This window comes from Terriglobia bacterium (assembly GCA_036496425.1).
Lineage (GTDB): Bacteria > Acidobacteriota > Terriglobia > 20CM-2-55-15 > 20CM-2-55-15 > 20CM-2-55-15.
In genome coordinates this window covers 17,145-36,196 of the sequence record DASXLG010000198.1, presented here as the reverse complement: position 1 = coordinate 36,196, position 19,052 = coordinate 17,145, and the positions used below count along the sequence as shown (strand labels likewise).

At 58.1% G+C, this 19,052-nt stretch carries 15 protein-coding genes; 9 read left to right on the top strand and 6 right to left on the bottom strand.

Going from position 1 to position 19,052, the window contains the following annotated elements; genetic code table 11:
• Positions 1 to 11: 11 nt before the first annotated feature.
• Complete coding sequence (locus VGK48_14115) at positions 12 to 674, top strand: PspA/IM30 family protein (protein HEY2382309.1); 663 nt, start codon at positions 12 to 14, stop codon at positions 672 to 674.
• A 23-nt stretch (positions 675 to 697) separates the two neighbouring features.
• On the opposite strand, the gene VGK48_14110 is transcribed toward VGK48_14115, so the two are convergent.
• The 3 genes from VGK48_14110 to VGK48_14100 are packed head-to-tail and all read right to left on the bottom strand — an operon-like array spanning position 698 to position 2,457.
• The gene (locus VGK48_14110) at positions 698 to 988 is read right to left on the bottom strand and encodes a hypothetical protein (GenBank protein HEY2382308.1); all 291 of its coding nucleotides are present in this window, start codon (positions 986 to 988) and stop codon (positions 698 to 700) included.
• Between the two features lie 48 nt (positions 989 to 1,036).
• Complete coding sequence (locus tag VGK48_14105) at positions 1,037 to 1,708, bottom strand: response regulator transcription factor (protein ID HEY2382307.1); 672 nt, start codon at positions 1,706 to 1,708, stop codon at positions 1,037 to 1,039.
• Positions 1,687 to 2,457: an ATP-binding protein gene (locus VGK48_14100; GenBank protein ID HEY2382306.1), complete on the bottom strand. Its 771-nt coding sequence runs from the start codon at positions 2,455 to 2,457 to the stop codon at positions 1,687 to 1,689. The genes VGK48_14105 and VGK48_14100 overlap by 22 nt, the downstream gene beginning before the upstream one ends.
• Before the next feature lie 129 nt (positions 2,458 to 2,586).
• Here VGK48_14100 and VGK48_14095 point away from each other — a divergent pair, with 129 nt between their 5' ends.
• Positions 2,587 to 3,066, top strand: coding sequence for a LiaF domain-containing protein (locus VGK48_14095; GenBank protein HEY2382305.1), 480 nt, complete (start codon positions 2,587 to 2,589; stop codon positions 3,064 to 3,066).
• An 18-nt stretch (positions 3,067 to 3,084) separates the two neighbouring features.
• Here the strand turns inward: VGK48_14095 and VGK48_14090 are convergent, their stop codons facing one another.
• Entirely contained in the window at positions 3,085 to 4,980 is a 1,896-nt protein-coding gene (locus VGK48_14090) for a malate synthase (protein HEY2382304.1), read from the bottom strand.
• Positions 4,981 to 5,096: 116 nt separating this feature from the next.
• On the opposite strand from VGK48_14090, the gene oxlT reads away from it, so the two are divergent.
• The 3 genes from oxlT (at position 5,097) to VGK48_14075 (ending at position 12,189) form a co-directional block, all read left to right on the top strand.
• The gene (gene oxlT / locus VGK48_14085; GenBank protein ID HEY2382303.1) at positions 5,097 to 6,344 is read left to right on the top strand and encodes an oxalate/formate MFS antiporter; all 1,248 of its coding nucleotides are present in this window, start codon (positions 5,097 to 5,099) and stop codon (positions 6,342 to 6,344) included.
• Between the two features lie 210 nt (positions 6,345 to 6,554).
• On the top strand, positions 6,555 to 10,745 hold the full coding sequence (locus VGK48_14080; GenBank protein HEY2382302.1) for a carboxypeptidase regulatory-like domain-containing protein: 4,191 nt from the start codon (positions 6,555 to 6,557) through the stop codon (positions 10,743 to 10,745).
• A gap of 19 nt (positions 10,746 to 10,764) precedes the next feature.
• On the top strand, positions 10,765 to 12,189 hold the full coding sequence (locus tag VGK48_14075) for a hypothetical protein (protein ID HEY2382301.1): 1,425 nt from the start codon (positions 10,765 to 10,767) through the stop codon (positions 12,187 to 12,189).
• 13 nt (positions 12,190 to 12,202) lie between these two features.
• On the opposite strand, the gene VGK48_14070 is transcribed toward VGK48_14075, so the two are convergent.
• Positions 12,203 to 12,760, bottom strand: coding sequence for a hypothetical protein (locus VGK48_14070; protein ID HEY2382300.1), 558 nt, complete (start codon positions 12,758 to 12,760; stop codon positions 12,203 to 12,205).
• 126 nt (positions 12,761 to 12,886) lie between these two features.
• Between VGK48_14070 and VGK48_14065 the strand changes: the two genes are divergently transcribed.
• The gene (locus tag VGK48_14065) at positions 12,887 to 14,080 is read left to right on the top strand and encodes a sensor histidine kinase (protein HEY2382299.1); all 1,194 of its coding nucleotides are present in this window, start codon (positions 12,887 to 12,889) and stop codon (positions 14,078 to 14,080) included.
• Positions 14,073 to 14,699, top strand: a complete 627-nt coding sequence (locus tag VGK48_14060; protein ID HEY2382298.1) for a response regulator transcription factor — start codon at positions 14,073 to 14,075, stop codon at positions 14,697 to 14,699. The genes VGK48_14065 and VGK48_14060 overlap by 8 nt, the downstream gene beginning before the upstream one ends.
• Positions 14,700 to 14,709: 10 nt before the next feature.
• On the opposite strand, the gene VGK48_14055 is transcribed toward VGK48_14060, so the two are convergent.
• The gene (locus VGK48_14055) at positions 14,710 to 16,398 is read right to left on the bottom strand and encodes a PQQ-binding-like beta-propeller repeat protein (GenBank protein ID HEY2382297.1); all 1,689 of its coding nucleotides are present in this window, start codon (positions 16,396 to 16,398) and stop codon (positions 14,710 to 14,712) included.
• Positions 16,399 to 16,691: 293 nt separating this feature from the next.
• On the opposite strand from VGK48_14055, the gene frc reads away from it, so the two are divergent.
• Positions 16,692 to 17,939: a formyl-CoA transferase gene (gene frc / locus VGK48_14050; GenBank protein ID HEY2382296.1), complete on the top strand. Its 1,248-nt coding sequence runs from the start codon at positions 16,692 to 16,694 to the stop codon at positions 17,937 to 17,939.
• A complete protein-coding gene (locus tag VGK48_14045) occupies positions 17,939 to 19,018 on the top strand; it encodes a hypothetical protein (protein ID HEY2382295.1) in 1,080 nt (359 codons plus the stop codon). The genes frc and VGK48_14045 overlap by 1 nt, the downstream gene beginning before the upstream one ends.
• Positions 19,019 to 19,052: the final 34 nt, after the last annotated feature.

The window sequence follows — 19,052 nt, the reverse complement described above, 5'->3', positions numbered from 1 at the left end:
AGGAGCATGTCATGGCATTACTGGAACGCGTATCTGCATTGATCCGGGCGAATCTGAACGATCTGGTCGATCGCGCGGAAGATCCGCAAAAAATGCTGAAGCAGGTGATTCTCGATATGCAGAATCAAATGCTCCAGGTGAAGACTCAAGTCGCGATTGCAATCGCCGACGAACACCTGCTTCGCAAGAAGCAGAAGGAAAACGACGATAAGCATGGCGAATGGATGCGAAAGGCCGAGCTCGCCATCGACAAGAAGCAGGAAGATCTTGCGCGGGCCGCGCTCGAACGGGCAGTCGGCTATCGCGACCTGGCGCAGAACTTCGCAGAGGAAATCGAGCACCAGAAGGCCCAGGTCGACCACCTGCGGTCGGCAATGAAGAAGCTCGATCAGAAGCTCGGCGAAGCTCAGGCCAAGAGCGAACTGCTGATTGCGAAACACCGCCGCTCACGGGCGTTAACGAAAGCCAGTAAGGCGCGGCTTGCCGCTGCGGATGAAAGCAAGATGGGAACTTTCGATCGGATGAAGAACAAAGTCCACGGCGAAGAGGCCATGGGACAGGCCATGGCGGAAATCGCGAATGACAATCTCGAAGAACGGCTCGCCTCGCTCGGCAAGGACGACGAGATCGAGAAGCTGCTCGCGGACATCAAAGCGAAGCGCGGGGTGGCGTAGGTGCTGGCCTGATAAAGCCGCGCCTACACGTGCCGGACGAATTTGTAGTCTTCGATCGTTGCGGCGATGGTGGGGAGCAGGCCGGCCTGCTGGGGTAAGTCCACACGCAAAACAATTCCGCTGCAGACCAGGTCGCACGGGTCTGCGGCGGGCATTCGAAACACCATTTCGATTTTGCTGTCGGGTTGCACCCACTCGCCGGCGCGGAACAGAACGCCGGCGGAGCCCATGTCTTCGGTGTATCCCATCAGCCATCGCTTCGAGCCAAGGCGGCGGAACTCGACAGGTAACTTCAAAGCAAAGCGCAAATCCACGGCGTAAGGATGCATCTGGAGGCCGGCTTTGAAAATCGCCCGAAAGTTCTATCCGTTTACGGGGGAAACCAATTGATGGTTGATGGCGAACAGCGCAAGCTCCAGCCGGTTTGAAACGCCCACCTTGTCGAAGATGTTGCGCAGATGATGCTTCACGGTCTGTTCGCTGATGGAGAACTTCCCTGCAATTTCGCGGTTCGTAAAGCCGGAGACGATGGCGGCGACGACGTCCAACTCCCTCGCAGTCAGACCAAATGTCTTCTTCGGCGCTTTCGGTTGTTCCTCGGCGGGCATGTAGCTGCGAAGAATTTCGACCAGATCGGTGACCTTGTCCTGTCCCACCCAGAACTGCCCGCTCATGACGGTGCGAATGCCCGATAGCAGAACATCCGTCGGCGCATCCTTTAAAAGAATGCCGCGGGCCCCCAGTTGCAGGGCCTGCGCGATCTGTTCTTTCTCGATCGATGCCGTCAGCAGGATCGTCCGTACCGGTGCCGGTGTTCCGGCAAGTTCGCGCAGCGTCTCGAGACCGGTCAACTGCGGCATCACCAGGTCGAGGAGAAGAATGTCCGGATTCAGCTTCCTCGTCAGTTCGAGGGCCTGGCGGCCGTCGGTGGCTTCGCCGACGACCTTGAACTCGGATTCGTTTCTGAGAATGGCAAGCAGACCCTGGCGGAAAACAGGATGGTCGTCGGCGATCAGAACTCGGATGGCGTGCATACGTCATCGCTCAAAGCTTCGAGCGCGGGCGGCTTCTCTCCAAACAGAGTGTACAAATTCACGTTCCCCAGGGCGGCAGTGATAGAGTCCGAAATCCCGATGTGCCGGGACTTCATCGAGTCGAGAAACGCCCGGATCTCGCGGCGAATACTTTCTTTTTCACTGCAGACGCACGCGATCGGAAGAAAGCCGCGGCTTTTCGCATACTCCGTCGACATATCCTCCGTAACGTATACCAGCGGACGGATCAACCGCACACTTCCCTTCTGAGATTGAGATACAGGAGGCAATGAGGCAATGCGGCCATTGAACAGAATGTTCCGAAGCAACGATTCCGCGCAATCATCCGCGGTATGGCCGAGCGCGAGAGTCGAGCAGCCAAGTTCGGAAACGATCTTATAAAGGTTGTAGCGCCGGTTGCGGCTGCAGACGTTGCAGCCATGCTCGACGCTGTCGGCGATGAGCCGAAGCGTTGCGGCATCTTCACGAACGATCCACTCGACGCCAAGAGCCCGGATCTTCTCTTCCAGGGCAAGAATCGGAAGCTTGAACTTGCCCTGCTCCAGCGTCACTGCGATCACTTCATAAGGAAATGGCGCGCGCTTCCTGTATGCAACCAAGGCATGAAGCAGGGTGAGGCTGTCTTTTCCCCCGGAGACGCCGACGGCGACGCGATCGCCCGGGCGCAACATGGAGAACTTCCCCATCGCCCGTCCCATCGCATCCAGGACTTTGTCTTCGATATGCATCCTTCGAAAATTATACTGCACGAAAGACTTGACGCCCCGGTTTACCGGTATTCCGCCGCCACTCGCCGATATTTAGTGGCCGCTCGAAGGAGTTTCCGCTACATTTCGGTCATTACGTAGAGGTGAGCCATGGCCACAGAAGAAAAGCGACCGGTGCCGCCGAGGAGACGTGAGTTTCGTTCAAGCGAGCCGGTGGTCGGAATCATCATTCTCGCACTGATCGTGTTTTTCTTTGTAAATGGCCCCGGTTCACACGCATCGGAGCGGCACGGCAAAATCACGGATGCGAACTTTGATGAAACGGCGGTTCTCGGCGCCGTCGATCGTCAGAACGATTCGCAGAACTTTCGCAGCGGCGAAGCGAACGCCTTCCTCGGCGCGGTAAAGCTGGACCTGCGGGATGCGGTGATGCAAGGCAGCGAAGCCACAATCGACATCACCACTGTCATGGGCGCGGTCGAACTTCATGTTCCCGCGAACTGGACCGTCGTCAACCATGTCACTCCGGTGCTCGGCGGCGTCGACGACCATACGCGGGCCGGTGACAGCAGCAAGCGGCTGATCGTCGAGGGCACCGTACTTATGGGCGGGCTGCAGATCGGGAACTAGGTTCGGGAACGGAACGAACTACACCCCGCCCGCGCTGCCCTTGCGGTCGAAATCCAGATTCTCCGTGATTCTGGTTCCATCCTTGCGAAACGCGTCCGCGAGCAGGCGGATGCGGCGTTTCGCCTCGGTCAAATCGTAGTTGTTCAGATTGATATTCAGCAGATCCACAAACCACGGCAGCTTGACGTCATCCAGGACATAGGTTTCGGCAATTGCGCGCGCGATCGGCAGGGTCGTGTTCTTGGAATCGTCGTGCACGTCGCGATTGGTGGCCTTTCGCAGCTTCTCGTACTCTTCAGCCAGAAGGCGCTTACACAAGTCTGCCGTAAATTGATCGCCCGCCTTGACTCCGGTTTCGGGATCGTCCGCGGTGAACGTCGCATTCTTGTGGAGCCATTCCCAGAGAATACTGAGGCGAATCTCACCCGTAGCCATGTCTTCCATCAGATACAGCACGTCTTCATTTCCGAAGAAGTCCGCCGGCTTCAACGCCGCGGCCTGCAAGCCCTGGCCGAAGGCGTTACCGTACTGCACCGCAACGCTCAGCAGATCGCGCGCGCCGCGAACGGTGCGCGGCGCCGGCTCAAGCAGAATGAGACCGTCCGCGTCGGCACTGGTATAGGTGAGCGGCGGGAACTTGCGTCCCATCTGATTGGCTTCTCCGGCCTTTTCCCAGACCGGGCGGATGATGTGCACCATCTTCCAGTGCGCCACCCACTTTCCGCAGGCCCCTTCGCGCTGCTCGCGCTCCGCACCCGCGACGGCCTTCTTCATGGCGGCGGAGACGCCGGCCTCCGAGCCCACTGGAATATTCGGTTCCATGCCTCCCTGCCATAAAGCGAATTGGCCCAGTTTGTCCGGAGTGCTGCAGGCGCGGCGGACGCGATCTTCGTAGATCCGCATGTAGCCGTACGTCATGATGATTGCGTCGATATTGGGATTCACGAAGTCCTTATCCCAGGCCAGCGCATCCGACACGCTATTGATGTAGTCCCAGCGGCCGGTATTGAATCCGATGAAGTGTTTTCCCAGCGCCGCTCGAATTTCCATCAACTGGAATGTGGCTTCGATTTGCTCGACAAGGACATAGACCTTCACAGCGCCGTCGGGCAGTCCGAGATGCTGCTCGAGCGCAGACAGAATGTCGCTCCACAGTGCCGCTTCTTCGGCGGTCTGGATTTTCGGAAGGTAAAGCGCAAGCGAGCAGCCGTCCTGCCGGAGACGTTTGTGGTTGTTCACAAGAAACAGCGTCGCATCGACGATCGAGGCCGAAAATCCGCCGCCTTTTGTGGAGCGGATGTGTCGGTCCTCCAGGTGCAGGCCGCGCGCACGAAAGATCTTGGTGGTGAAATCGAGTTGCTTAACCCAGTCGCTGATAATCGGTTTTCCAAAGAAACCTTTGGCCCATTGGTTCATCTCCGCGGCAACCAGCTCTGCCGGTTTCATGAATGCGGCATCGCGATGGATTGCCAGCTTGAGGTTCCGCTGGTTGTCGAGCGACATCGTGTTGGTCTGCCCGAGCGCGTCTTCGCCGTCGAACATCCAGCCATCGGCGCCGGAAAGCAGAGCGTAAGCGATATTGCGGATGCTCTTGTCGAGCGGAGTGTTCGGCTTCGCGGCCGGGCCTGTACCCTGGGTCCACTGGCGTTGCAGGTCTTTTGGAATCTCGCTGCCGATGAAATTCCCGGCCCGCGCATCCTGCACCTTTATCTTCGTGCGCCCGATGGTGGCTGAGGGATCGAGGAACGCGATGCGCTCCTTGTTCCGAAATCGTGCCGCACGGCGGGCGGTGCGGGTGGCCAGAACGGATTTCCGTTCATCGTCGAATTTGGCCAGAGCGTCCAGAGCCACCAAAGCCTCCGGCGTAAAAACGTCGCTGTACTCGTGCTCGAGATTCGCCCTGATTTCGAACATCCGGCTTCCCATGTGTCACCTCGCAAAAATGTGAGGGGAATATTAGCATTGGTCGGAAACGAGGGCGTCTGCCTATTTCGATTTCTGGGGTATGATCTGCCTCGCGGGAGTTCAAGATGAATCGATGGGTACGGTTGTGGTCCGCCTTCGTCGGGATGGTGATGATCGGCAACCTTCAGTATGCCTGGACGCTGTTTGCCCAGCCGATGGTCAAGGCGCATGCGCAACAGCACTGGCACTTATCCGATGTCCAGTGGGGTTTTGGTCTGTTCATCGCCGCAGGCACCTGGACCATGCCGTTCCTGGCGTCGTTCATCGATAAAACCGGTCCGCGGATTCTGATGGTCTTCTCGGGGGTCGTTTGTGCCATCGGTTGGGGTTCGCTGGGACACGTCGAGACTCTGACTTCGTTTTACGCCTTCTACGCAATGGCGGGCATCGGCGTGGCCTGCGTTTACGCCTGTGGAGTGGCGATGGCGGTGAAATGGTTTCCGGACCGGCGCGGGATGGCTTCGGGCCTCATCACTGCCGGATATGGAATGGGCGCGGCGGCCTTCAATCCGCTGTTCGAACGGCTGATCCGGACCATCGGCTATTCCGACACGTTCTTCTGGACCGGTATTACGCACGGAGTCGTGATCGCGCTGGCCGGCATCGTGATGGTGAACCCTCCTTCGACGTATAAAGTCGCGGCGGCGGCCGTGAAGCCCAAAGTCCGGCGTCACGATCTCGAATTCACTTCGTCGGAGATGCTGCGCACGCCGCAGTTCTATTTTCTTTTCGTGGCGATGCTTTCGATCGGAATTGGCGGGCTGATGGTGACTGCGCAACTCAAGCCGGTAGCCACCGACTTCAAGATTAGCGCGGGAGCGGTGCTGGTGGCGCTGGTACTGACGCCGCTCGCCAATGGCTTCAGCCGCATCCTGTGGGGCTGGGTATCGGATCATCTCGGCCGTGAGCGCACCATGTTCACGGCGTTCCTGCTCCAGGCCTTCTTTCTGGTTGCCGCCACAACGCTGGGGCGCACCAGCGACGTGATGTTCGTCGTGCTGATGGTACTCGTGTTTCTCACCTGGGGAGAACTCTACGTGCTGTTCCCTGCCGTCTCGGGCGATTTCTACGGCAGCAAAAACTCCGCCCAGAATTACAGTTTTCTGTATAGCGCGAAGGGCTTTGCAGCCTTGCTCGGCAGCGGCATCGCCGCCACGCTGTTAGAAAAGACCGGCACCTGGAACTATGCCTTTTACGGCAGCGCCGCCCTCGCTCTTGTATCCGCCATGATGGCGCTGCTCGTCCGCAGGATTCCTCTGCCTCAAAAAAGCGCTCCACACGCCCTCAGCGTCCAGTCGACTACGGCGAGCTAGGGCTACGGCACCGAAAAACCCTCCCCTGTTTGTCTTCGCGTCCCATTCTGAGCCGCGAATGACCTACCTCACGCACGTCCCTCTCAAAGTTTTTGTTTGGATCTCCAGCGAATTTTTGTATAGTCGCCCCAACTTTACTGTTTGAACAAAATTGGGTCCGGCGCAGGACGCGCTTTCAAGTGGGTCTTCGTATCCACATGGGAGTCGCCTATGAAACGTCTATTTATGGCAGCAGCCCTGCTGTTTTGCCTTGGTATGTCGTCGACCAACATATTTGCGCAATTCGGTAATGCAACGGTTGAGGGATTCGTGCAGGATGCCAGCGGCGCCTACATTCCCGGCGTGATGGTGACGGCGGCAAACACACAAACCGGTGTTGCGATACCAGTCATCACCAATGAATCCGGGGCTTACACCATTCCCAGCCTTCTGCCGGGAACTTACAAGTTGACTGCAGAGCTGCCGGGCTTCAAGACGCGAGTCTTGAACGACCTTCAACTCGGCGCCAACACCACGGGGCGTTACAACTTCACGCTCGATGTGGGCGCGGCGGCGGAAACGGTTGAAGTCACCGCGCAGGCAACGGCGCTGATTGCCGAGTCATCTCCGACGATAGGCCAGGTTCTGACGCAGAAGACGGTCACTGACCTCCCCCTGGTGAGCACCAATGTGCTCAACCTCATCAACACGATGCCGGGCGTCCAGGGCGGTATCTATTCATCAACAGCAACCTTCGCCGGCATCCCCGCAGGTGAAAGCGGCGTCAACACGACGCGAGACGGCCTCAGCGTCCAGGAAGGACGCTACGCCTATGGAGTGGGTTCGACGACTCTCCTGAACCCGGACATGGTCGGCGAGTTCCGTGTCATCCTCGCGCCCGTCGACGCGGAAACAGGGCGCGGCAACGGACAGGTTCAGATCAGCACACGTTCGGGAACCAACCAGTTCCATGGCGCCGGCGTGTGGAATCTTACCAACTCCGCGCTCAATGCCAACACGTGGACGAACAACAAACAAGTCGTTCGGGGCGTGTGGACCCCGGGCCAGCCGAATTGGCAGAACGAGAACGAATACACGTTCGATCTTGGCGGACCGATCAAGAAAAATAAAACATTCTTCTTCTTCCTGTTCGACCAGCAATTGGAGCGCGACCGCACGCAGATGCGGCCTGTCGTGCTGACCGACTGCGCAAGGAACGGGATTTTCCGGTACTGGGACTCATACCAGAACGGAAACATTAACACCTTGCAAAGCGCCCTCGGTACCGCCAATCCGGTCTACGGTCCCTCCGTGGATTCTTTCGGCGCTCCTCTGATGCCGGCCATCAATCCTAACGGCACTCCATATACAGGACAGCTTCGATACTTCAGCGTCTTCGGCCCGCTGTTGAACACGCCGGCCAGGCCGGACTGCTCCGACGCCGTTGTCCAACCGGGCGTTTCGTGGGATCCCAACCGGAAGGCTATGGATCCGGCCGGATTCAGCAAGCGATATCTGCAATACATGCCGCATGCCAATGTTTTTGACGGCGGTGATGGTCTCAACACCGCGATATATCAATGGCAATATGCCCTGGATGGGACGGGAGACCTGAATACGGCTTACGGAGTCAGCTTCGTTGCCAACAACCATCAAGAGAACCTTAAGCTCGACCACAACTTCAATTCACGCAACAAAGTTGCGATCAACGGCAGTTATCAGACGATACCGAATGACTACATCCCGGTTTCGGGTCCAACCGTGCAGTGGCCCGGTGGATATCTTTCGAAGACGCTTCGGAAGCCTCGTGTTTTGACGGTCAACCTGACATCGACGCTGTCATCGGCGCTGCTCAATGAAGGCCGCTTCGGTTACCGGGCAAACTGGCATTATGTCTGGGCGCCCTGGGAAGTTCCCGATGTCAGTGCGCGGCAGGTCCCGCTCTCATTGATGCTGAACGGACAGGGAGGCATCCCGATCACCTACTCTCCCGCCGGTGTCAACGGACTGACCACGGTCAGTTTTACCTGCTCGACCGGTTGCGCCCAGCAAGGCAATTACACGCCGCTGTTCCAATGGGCGGACACGCTCAGTTGGACGAAGGGTAAGCACGCGTTCAAGGTAGGCGTGGACCTGCGTTATACCTATACCTACGGCTATGAAACGCCTGCGGCGCCCATCCCCAAAGCTTTGGGCGGCGCGGGAAATAATCCCAATACGAAATTCACGGCCAACGCGGCTATACCGAATTTCGCAGCCAACAACGCGACCAATGCGAACAGCCTGTTGTATTTCCTTTCAGGGTCCCTCAACAGCGCGCAAATGTACTACTACGTTTCCAGCCCGACTAATCCGCAGTGGCAGGACTTTTCGGTCCACGCCAGGAAGCTCAGCTACGTGAATCAGAACGACTGGGCCACGTTCGTGAAAGACGATTGGAAAGTGCGCCCGGACTTCACACTCAACATTGGCCTGCGGTACGAGCATTACGGAACCCCCTACTCCCATAATGGATTGACACCACAGCCGGTCGGCGGAGGGCTCGCCCTGCTCGGAGTGACGGGCCGAAGCTTCAGCGATTGGTTGAAGCCGGGCGTGGGCCCCGTGAATCTCGCCAATCAGACGCAAATCGAACTGGTAGGACCAAACAGTGCGAATCCAAGCCGTGGATTGTACAAGAACGATTGGAAGACTCTTGGGCCGGCCGTCGGCTTTTCCTGGCAGCCCCCCTGGGAGGGAAAGGGAAAGACCAACATTCGCGGCGGTTATCAAATCAGCTACGTCAAACCCGGAAATCTTGGCAACCTCGTCAACGATAATTTGCTGAATCCGGGCTTCAGCACTCTCGCTATGACCAGCGGGCCACTGGATGGCAGTTACTTCGATCTGACAAATCTCCCCAGCATGGTCCCCATAGCCCCAACGGTGCAGCCGCTGGCGCCGTTTCCGATTACGAAACCGACTCAGAACCTCTACGCTTTTCAAACCAACACACCGAATCCCTACATCCAGAACCTGACGCTTTCGGTCACTCGAGAAATTACACGGAAGCTGAGTCTCGATGTCCGTTACATCGGAACGCGCGGCCTGAAGCTGGACGGTATATGGGACCTCAACATTCCGAATGTGTTTTACAACGCTCCACTGTTCAATGCCTTCGAGACGGTGCGCAAGGGTGGAAACGATCCGCTGTTCGACCAGATTTTTATGGGGTTGAATCTCAATCCCGGCGTGGCGGGATGTGATCCTTCCAACCCGGCTGCCTTATGTGGCGCCGTCAATGGCACGACGCAGACGGGATCTCAGGCTCTTCGGTTGAGTTCAACATTCAGGACCGCCCTGGCCAACGGCGATTACAATAGCCTTGCCAGCGCCCTCAATGTTTTCAACGGCACCGGAACCGGAGCTAGCGGAACGGTCAATTTCGGTACTTCCGGGGAACGCGGCACCGTGCTCAAGCGCGCGAACCTGGGATTCAACGTGGCGGGGGGAAACAGTGGAAGCACTATCCCCTCGAATTATGTAGCCCCCGCCGGGTTATTCCCCGCAAATTGGATCAACGCCAATCCCCAGGTTAATAGCGCGTTTTATGAAACCAACACCGGCAAGTCCAATTACAACTCGCTGCAGGTTCAAACCAACATTCGGGCCGCGCAAGGCCTGACTTTTCAGGGCACCTATATCTGGTCGCGGTCGCTGGCGCTTTCCCCCAGCAGCTACACCAATCCTGCGAACAGAGACCCTGACTATAACCTTGCCCCGACTCACGTGACGCAGGATTTGCGCGCAAACTACACTTACGCACTGCCGATTGGAACGGGTCGCACGCTGTTGGGCAATACCGGCAAATGGATCGATCGCGTCGTCGGGGGATGGCAAACCAGCGGGCTTATCCAGGCCAGCAGCGGGAACCCCGTCAGCATCACTGCGAGCAATACGCTGTATGGCAACGGTGTGCCGGACGTCGTCGGGCCCTTTTCGGCAAAGCCCTTCGGGCACGTTCAGTGGAGCGGCAACGCCGGAAATGTCTTCGGCGGCAGGTACACCGCAAATACCGCCGATCCTCAATGCGCCCAGATCGCTGCAGTGCTCCAACCCTATTGCACGCTGCTGGCGGTCACGGATTCCACTACCGGCCACATCGTACTTCAGCAACCTCAGCCGGGACATCGAGGTACTCTCGGTCAAAAGACGCTGGAACTTCCTGGAACCTGGGACTTCGACGCGGCGCTGACGAAGGTCATCCGGCTCTCGGAGTCGAAGAGCTTCCAAATCCGCATGGATTCGACCGACGTCTTTAACCATCCCCTCATGGGAGCCCCGAACCTGTCCACCAACACCAGTACTTCACCCTTCGGGAGCATCCAGACGAAGAATAACAGCCATCGGATGTTTAAGGCGCAACTCCGGTTGAACTTCTGAAAAGCCGCAGATGACGCGGATGACGCAGATAGAGGGCAAACAGGCTCTGGGCCATCTGCGTCATCCGCGTCATCTGCGGCTGAAATCGTTTACCATCCTCGCCTGCCTGGCCTGGCTTTCAGTGCGCACGTCTGCCGGGAATTCGCTCACGGAGTACACCGATGTACAGCAGGTGTTGGCGTTTGTGAGCGAGCTTCTGCCGCCTGAGTTGAAGACTTCCGACGTATCCGCTCAACGCAAAGCCTGGCCGGAGTGGGTGATCGGGCACGACCGTGACATTCGTGCACGGCTCTTGCGCGGAGACGAGGACACCGTAGTCAACTGGCTGTTGTTCGGAACTTCATTTACCCGGCAGCCGGGAGTCCCGTTTGATGTGTCCGCAATTTCGGGGGACTTGCCGCGGCTCATCTCGAAGCGGACCAAAGACCTGATTTCTGTGCTTGGGTCGGCGGATCCGGATGAACGCAGTGCTTTTGCCCGCCGGCTGCTTCAGAGCCAGGGATACGGATTCAAGACCGCTGAGGAGCGCGCGCGGCTCGAACGGCACCTTCAAGCCGAGGTCGAACGCGTTGTGGCTGAGCGGCGGAAATACAAGCGTCGCGGGGAGGAATTCCGGGCGGGCGATGTCGCGGGCCAGGTCATGGTCGAATCTACGCTGTTTCGGGACCGGGGCCTGTCACTCGACACATCCATCCTGCCGGGCTATGCAATTGAACAAGCGCTGCGGATGATGAAGAATCAAGGACTACTTCCGCCGAATGACATTCACCGCGTGGCTGTAATCGGGCCTGGACTCGACTTCTCCGACAAGAATACCGGGTATGACTTTTATCCCGTTCAGACGCTGCAACCTTTCACGTCGATCGATTCGCTCGTGCGGCTTGGACTGGCGGCGGGGCCGTCCGGGATTGAACTCACCACCTTCGACATCAGTCCGCGGGTCAATGATCACATCCTTGCAATGCGGAATCGCGCCAATGCCGGAGCTTCGTATCTGCTCCGATTGCCGCTCGATCCCGGCCCGCATTGGACACCTGCCCTCCTCACCTATTGGAGAAACCTCGGAGATCGAATCGGCGCGGAAACGCCGCTCCCCCGGCCGTCAGAGAACGGCAAGGAACTCGAACTTCGTACGATTGCGGTGCGGCCCGAAGTCGCCGCCCGCGTCACGCCGGTCGATTTTAACGTGGTGACCGACAAATGGACGGGACCGCCCTTCGACCTTGTCATTGCGACCAATGTCTTTGTCTATTACGACAGGCTCGACCAGTCGCTCGCACTTGCAGGTATTAAAGCAATGTTGCGGCCGGGAGGCTTCTTCATTACAAACAACGCCATCGTGGAATTGCCGGTTTCGCGCTTGCGAGCGGTAGGTTTCATGACCGTGCAACATTCGCCCGAGAAAATCGATCACGTCTTCTGGTATCGCCGCAACGAACCGTGAGGATGCGCTCGCGCTATCCGGTGCCGAAGCGTTCCATGAAAGAATTCATGATGATCGCGTCATACGCTTTGAACATGCAGAGCGCAAGCAGGTCGGCGTGGCGAGCATCCTCGGGAATGACGCGCTTGCAGCGGGCGATGACGGCATCGTAGCAAGCCAGGAACAACACCTTTTCATAACCGTAGGCATCGGCGGCGCGGCGCATGCTCTTTTTGCTTTCCGAAAGTTCGGCCGCGAAGTCCCGCGTGAAATAGAACGTGCGGCCCTGCCGGTACCCGATCCCGGCCCGCTCCGCATACGGATATATCGTTTCGAACAGAACCACCTCGACTTTCACGAAAAATGAAGTCGATTCGCCCCTCGCCTCGCTCGTGGCAACCAGTTTCATCCTGCCCAGGCCGCGGTTGATCACATTGTCCAGCAGTTCGCTGCCGTCAATCCGCTTGCCGTTCAACTGCCGCCGCGCAGCGGCCGACATGTACTCGAGGAGTTTATCCGAGAGCACGACATCGGAGCCGCGCAGTTGAAGCATATGGTGGGTCAGACCAAATTTGATTCCCGCGGGATGCATGCAGATATTTTGTCACGAAAACGGTTCAGAGTGAGGATCTACCATTCGATAGACTCCAAAATCTATCCAAAGGTCAATAGTTTCTGTTAAGAGAGAAGACCTATTCTCTGGCGCGGAGGATGGAAAATGACGAACACGATAATCCAGAAATTCAAAGACTGGCAGGAACGGCGGCAAATACCCGCCGCGCCGCTGAGGGCTGAATTGTTCCGCGAAGTCCTTATCGTTGCTGCGGTGACGCTGTTTGCTCAAGGAACATTTCTCAAGTTGGCCGGCATTCCGTGGATCGGACATGGTCCCCGCGGCCTGCTGTTTATGACACTGCAGCCGGCAGCCTGGTTGTTGGGAGCGATGCTTTGCCATCGGGCGGCCAGAAACCCCAAATTGATGGGTGCTGCCCGGGCTTACCTTTTTGTCGGAGTCGTCGAGACCGTTACACTGGCAACGGTGGGATTTCCCTATGCCCAGTACGGCGCCGTTATGGTCCTGACTATTGTTCTTGCGGGCCTCTTCATCAGCAGGGAGTATGTGATCGCATGGACGCTGGCTGCCTGCGGCGTGCAGCTTTCGCAGATGGACTATGTGAATTGGAATTGGAATCAATACGCGGCATGGTGTGTCGTCTACCTGACGGCCGGCTGGCTGGTGACGCTGTTCGCCAAACATCTGGAATCGCTTTTCGAGTCCAATCGCATTGCAGAAGAACGGCAACGGAGCGCGATCGTTGCGGAACGCACACGGTTTGCCCGAGATATCCATGACACGCTGGCTCAGGGTCTCACCGGCATCATGATGCAGTTGAACGCCGCCGAACAGCGCATGGAAGAGAGTTCCGGATCGGTTCGCAGCTGTATCGAAAAGGCACGGCAACTCGCAACCGAAAGCCTGGAGGAAGCCCGGCGCTCGGTCTCGGCATTGCGCGCAGGCGCCCTTGGAAATGGAACACTGTTGGATGCCATTGCGCAGATCGGCAACAAGCTGCTTGCGGATTCGAGCGTCAAACTGGAAACGAGGCTCGAAGGTCAGCCGTATTCCCTAGCGGAATCCTGTGAAAACAATCTTCTACGGATCGCACAGGAAGCCCTTACGAATGCCGTGCGGCATGCGGAGGCTTCGAGTATTTTTATTTTCCTGGCATACCGTACCGGCTCGGTTCATCTGGAGATCGGCGACAGCGGCCGGGGCATGAGCGGCGGTGAGCCTGCGGGCTTTGGAGTGGACGGCATGCGCGAGCGGGCCCGCCAGATGGGCGGCGAAATCAAAATCCTGAGTGACCCGGGACGCGGCACTCGTATCCTGGTGACCGTTCCCAATGCCTGAAGCTATTCGCATTCTCATCACTGAAGATCACGCCGTCGTGCGCGACGGCCTGGCTTCGGTACTCGAGTTCGAACGCGACATGAAGGTCATCGCGCATGCCAGGAACGGCCGCGAAGCGATCGAGCGCTTTCGCGAGTTCAGACCGGATGTGACTCTGATGGACCTGGCCATGCCGGAAGTCGACGGCGTTCAAGCCATCTCCGCAATCCGGGGAGAGTTCCCCGAAGCCCGCATCCTTGTGTTAACCACTTATGACGGGGACGAAAACGTGTTTCGCGCCTTGGAAGCCGGAGCGAAGGGATACCTACTGAAAGACTGCTCGACTGCCGACCTGCTGACTGCCGTCCGGAAGATACATGCCGGCGGAACGCATGTATCCGAGCGCGCAGCAGCCCAACTGGCAGAACGGACGATGAAGGGCGCTGTTCTGTCGCCACGGGAACTTGAAGTCCTGAAACTGATCGCCGGCGGCAGGAGCAATAAGGAGATCGCATCGCTCCTCTTCATCAGTGAAGGCACCGTGAAAACACACGTCATCAGCATTCATGAAAAACTCGGCGTCAGCGGCCGCACCGAATCGGTTGTGGCGGCCATCAAACGGGGAATTCTGAGGATTTAAGCCCGAAAATCTACGGCAGGGCAAAGACGTAGACCGCGTTGTGTTTGGGGGTATGGAGTTCGGGAACCTCTTTTGACAATTCCGGAACCTTCGGGTTGTCGCCCGTCATGACGGCAACGTATTGTTTTTCTTTTACCGCATAAGTGATGGTGCTGACGGAAATGTTGCCGACCAGCTTCGTTTGCCAAAGTTCCTTTCCGGTTTCGGCGTCAAAAGCCTTGAACTTCTCACTGAGGTCTCCGTGGAAAATCAGTCCGCCCGCCGTCGCCAGCATCGCACCATTGCCGGGAGCCCGGCCGACGTCAAACTTCAGGATCTTGCCTGTCGTGAGATCGATTTTCGCGAGACCGGTGAGTTCATCAGGGTTGGAACCCGGCCTGGGGATGACGTTCAATTGTCCGCCGCGCGCCGCGGGTCCGCCGACGGTCAGGTCACGGCAGTTGTCGATATACGACGTGTAGAGCGAGTTCGTTGCCGGGCTGTACGCCGTGGGCCAGTAGCTGCGCGTGTTCCAGAAACAGATGATGTGGTTTTCACCGGGTTTCTTAAAGACGTTATCCCAGTTGATGGACGTCTTACCGGTCTTCACATCGATGCCGGAGAGGACAAACTTCGGATCGTCTGCCGGAAATGGCGTGGCCCAGAGGAATTTTCCGTCGTTGCGATCAAGCATGAAGATTCCGCCGGCTTCACCAATAGCGACGACAACATCGTGCTGCTGGCCGGACGTGACTGTGGGATTGATCCACTTCACGTACTTCGGATCGGGGGCGACGCGTGTGCGCAACAGGGTGCGCTCATGCGTGAAGTCGGAGTCCCAGTCGTCGCCGGGCAAATGCTGGTAGTACCAGGCCAGTTTCCCCGTCTCCGGATTCAGCGCGATGGTCGAATTGCTGTAAAGATCTGCAGGGGCGGACCGGGAAACGGCGTCAGGGTTGCCGTCGTGCCGTGCCGTGCGCTGGTCGGGCATCGGGTTGGCGACGCCCCAGTAGAGCATCTTGCGGACGGGATCGTAGGTGCCGGGCAATCCCCAGGTCGAAGCCTGCCGGTTTTTTACATCCGCGCCTCCCCAGCTTTCATCCCCGGGTTCGCCCGGCGCGGGAGTGGTGTAAAACCGCCACAGTTCCTTGCCGCTCATCGCGTCGTGCGCCGAGATGAAGCAGTTGTTGCGATTCCCGCTGCAGGAACCGCCGGAGATCACCTTGCCGTCGACCACGAGCGGCCCGGACGAATTGCCGCGCGTTTCAACCTTCGACTGCCAGCGCATCTCACCGGTGCGCGCGTCAATGCCGACAACATAACTGTCGGGCGCGGTGTATAAAATCAAATCCTGAAAGATCCCGAGAGTCTTGGAACGCCCGCCGTTCCCCGGCCGCTTGTATTCCCAGATCGTGGTGCCCGTTGCCGCGTCAAGTGCGCGCACGGCGCCCGACGGGAGAGTGAGGTACATCACGCCGTCGTGAACGAGCGGAATCGTTTCCGTTGTTCCAGCGGGCAGGTCGAAAGTAAAGCTGATCTTGAGCTGCCCGACATTCTGTTTGTTGATTTGCTTCAGCGGGCTGTAGCGCTGCGCATCGTAGGTGCGGCTGAACATCAGCCAATCATCCGGACTGGGGTTCTCCAGCATCTTCTGGGTTACCGGAGTGAATGGCCGCTGGGCCGCCGGTCGTGGCGTCTGCGCAAAAATAACCAAAGACACGAGAAACAACATCAAGACTAAGAAGAGCTTTGTTGGGTTCTTCATAATAACGGAGAAGTTATCCCCTTCCTCGAACGCTGTGAAGCAAAAAGGTGCGTGGAAAAGGCCACGGATGGACGGAACTGCGAGCCGTCGACTCCCTGACGCGGACGATAACGGACAATCGCAACCGCGCGACGGAGCGCACTGTTCTCAAAAAGCTCCCATAAAGGTTAGAATTGTCGCGTCTTTGACATAAGGCGCAGCGCGAGCTAACGGCGCCGATGCCTTTATCGAGAAGTAGAAAGGTGACCATGGGAAAAGCTTTGGAAGGTGTTCGGATCCTGGATATGACCCACGTGCAGTCGGGACCGACGTGCACCCAGATTCTTGCCTGGTTCGGCGCGGATGTGATCAAAGTCGAAAGGCCCGGCGAAGGCGATCCGACGCGCGGACAGTTGCGCGACAAGCCCGGCGTCGACAGTCTCTATTTCACGATGTTGAACGCCAACAAGCGTGGCATCACTTTGAATCCAAAGACGGAAGCGGGCAAAAAGATCTTCACCAGGCTGATCGAGAAATGCGACGTCATGGTCGAAAACTACGCTCCCGGCGCCATCGACCGCATGGGTTTTCCCTGGGAGAAGATCCAGCAGATCAATCCGCGGATGATTTATGCCTCCGTGAAAGGGTTCGGTCCGGGTCCCTACGAAGACTGCAAGGTCTACGAAAACGTGGCCCAGTGTACGGGCGGATCGGCCTCGACCACCGGTGAAATCGACCGCGTTCCGCTGGTGACCGGCGCGCAGATCGGCGATTCGGGAACCGGTATCCATCTGGCGACCGGCATTCTCGCCGCTTTACTCCATCGCGAGAAGAGTGGAAAAGGCCAGCGCGTTACCGTTGCCATGCAGGACGCCGTGCTCAATCTCTGCCGCGTCAAATTGCGCGACCAGCAGCGGCTCGCCGCCGGTCCATTGAAGGAATACCCGCAGTACCCCAACGGCACGTTCGGCGCGGCCGTGCCGCGCGCCGGCAATGCTTCGGGGGGCGGTCATCCGGGCTGGATTGTGAAGTGTAAAGGCTGGGAGAGCGATCCCGACGCTTACATCTATGTGATCACGCAGGCTCAGGCCTTCCCTGCTCTCGCGAAAGTCATCGGCCATGCCGATTGGCTCGAGGATCCGGAATTCAACACCCCGGAAGCGCGTCTTCCGAAACTCGATTTTGTCTTCTCCGAAATTGAAAAGTGGACGATGACGATGGCCAAAATGGAGGTCATGGACACCCTCAATCCGCTGAACGTGCCCTGCGGACCCGTGCTCTCGATGAAGGAATTGGCGGAAGAGAAATCGCTGCGGGCGACGGGCACCGTGGTTGAGGTGGATCATCCCAAACGCGGAAAGTATCTGACGGTCGGCAACCCGATCAAGCTGTCGGATTCGCCTTCGGACGTGCGGCGCTCTCCCCTGCTGGGCGAGCATACCGACGAAGTGCTCAAGTCCGTCCTCGAGATGAACGACGACGAGATCAGCGCGGCGCGCGCGCAGGGTGCGATCTAGTGAAATATAACGTACTCATCCTGGGAGCCTCTTATGGCTCCTTGTTCGGCACAAAATTGTTGATGGCGGGACACCAGGTGTCCCTGGTTTGCACTAAACCCACGGCCGACCTGATCAATCGCGAAGGTACGGTGGTGCGGTTCCCGATCAAGGGCCGCGAGTCGCTGCTCGATATCCGGTCGAAGAAACTGCCGGGAACGCTTTCCGCTAAAACTCCAGACGATATCGATCCGTCCAAGTTCGATCTCGTCGTACTGGGAATGCAGGAAGCGCAGTACGGATCACCGGGAGTCAAGGAATTGATGGGCCGTATCGCACAGGCGCGTGTGCCCTGCCTGGCGATCATGAACATGCCGCCGTTGCCGTACCTCAAGCGGATCCCCGGACTCTCGACGGATTCGCTGGTGGAATGCTACGCGGACCCGGCCGTGTGGGATGGTTTCGATCCGGCATTGACGACTCTTGCCAGCCCTGATCCCCAGGCATTTCGTCCGCCGGATCAGCCGAAGAACATTCTGCAGGTCGGCCTGCCGACGAACTTCAAAGCCGCACGATTCGATGGAGAAGCGCCGACGCAGATGCTGCGCAATCTCGAAGCGGATATCGAAGCGGCGAAGTTCGATCCGGGCGATGGGGGCGATGGGGCCAATGGCCCGATCGAGATTCCGGTGAAGCTCAAGGTGCACGATTCGATTTTCGTTCCGCTGGCAAAATGGCCGATGCTGATGGCCGGCAACTATCGGTGCATTCGCGCGGAGGACATGGTCTCCATCAAAGACGCGGTGCACTCGGAAATAGACAGGTCGAGGGAAGTCTACAACTGGGTCTGGAAGCTCTGTAACGGCCTGGGCGCGGACGACTCCGACATGGTGCCGTTCGAAAAGTACGCCAAGGCAGCCGAAGGCCTCGGCAAACCGTCTTCGGCCGCGCGCGCTCTTTTTGGAGGCGCGGCGCACATCGAGCGCGTCGATTGCCTCGTTAGGCGGATCGCCCGGCAGCAGGGGCTGCAGTTGGAGACACTGAACGAGATCGTGACGCTCGTCGACCAGCGGCTGAAGACGAATCGTAACCTTGCTTGATTACAAAGTCAGCGCTTCGCCAAGCTGTATTGAC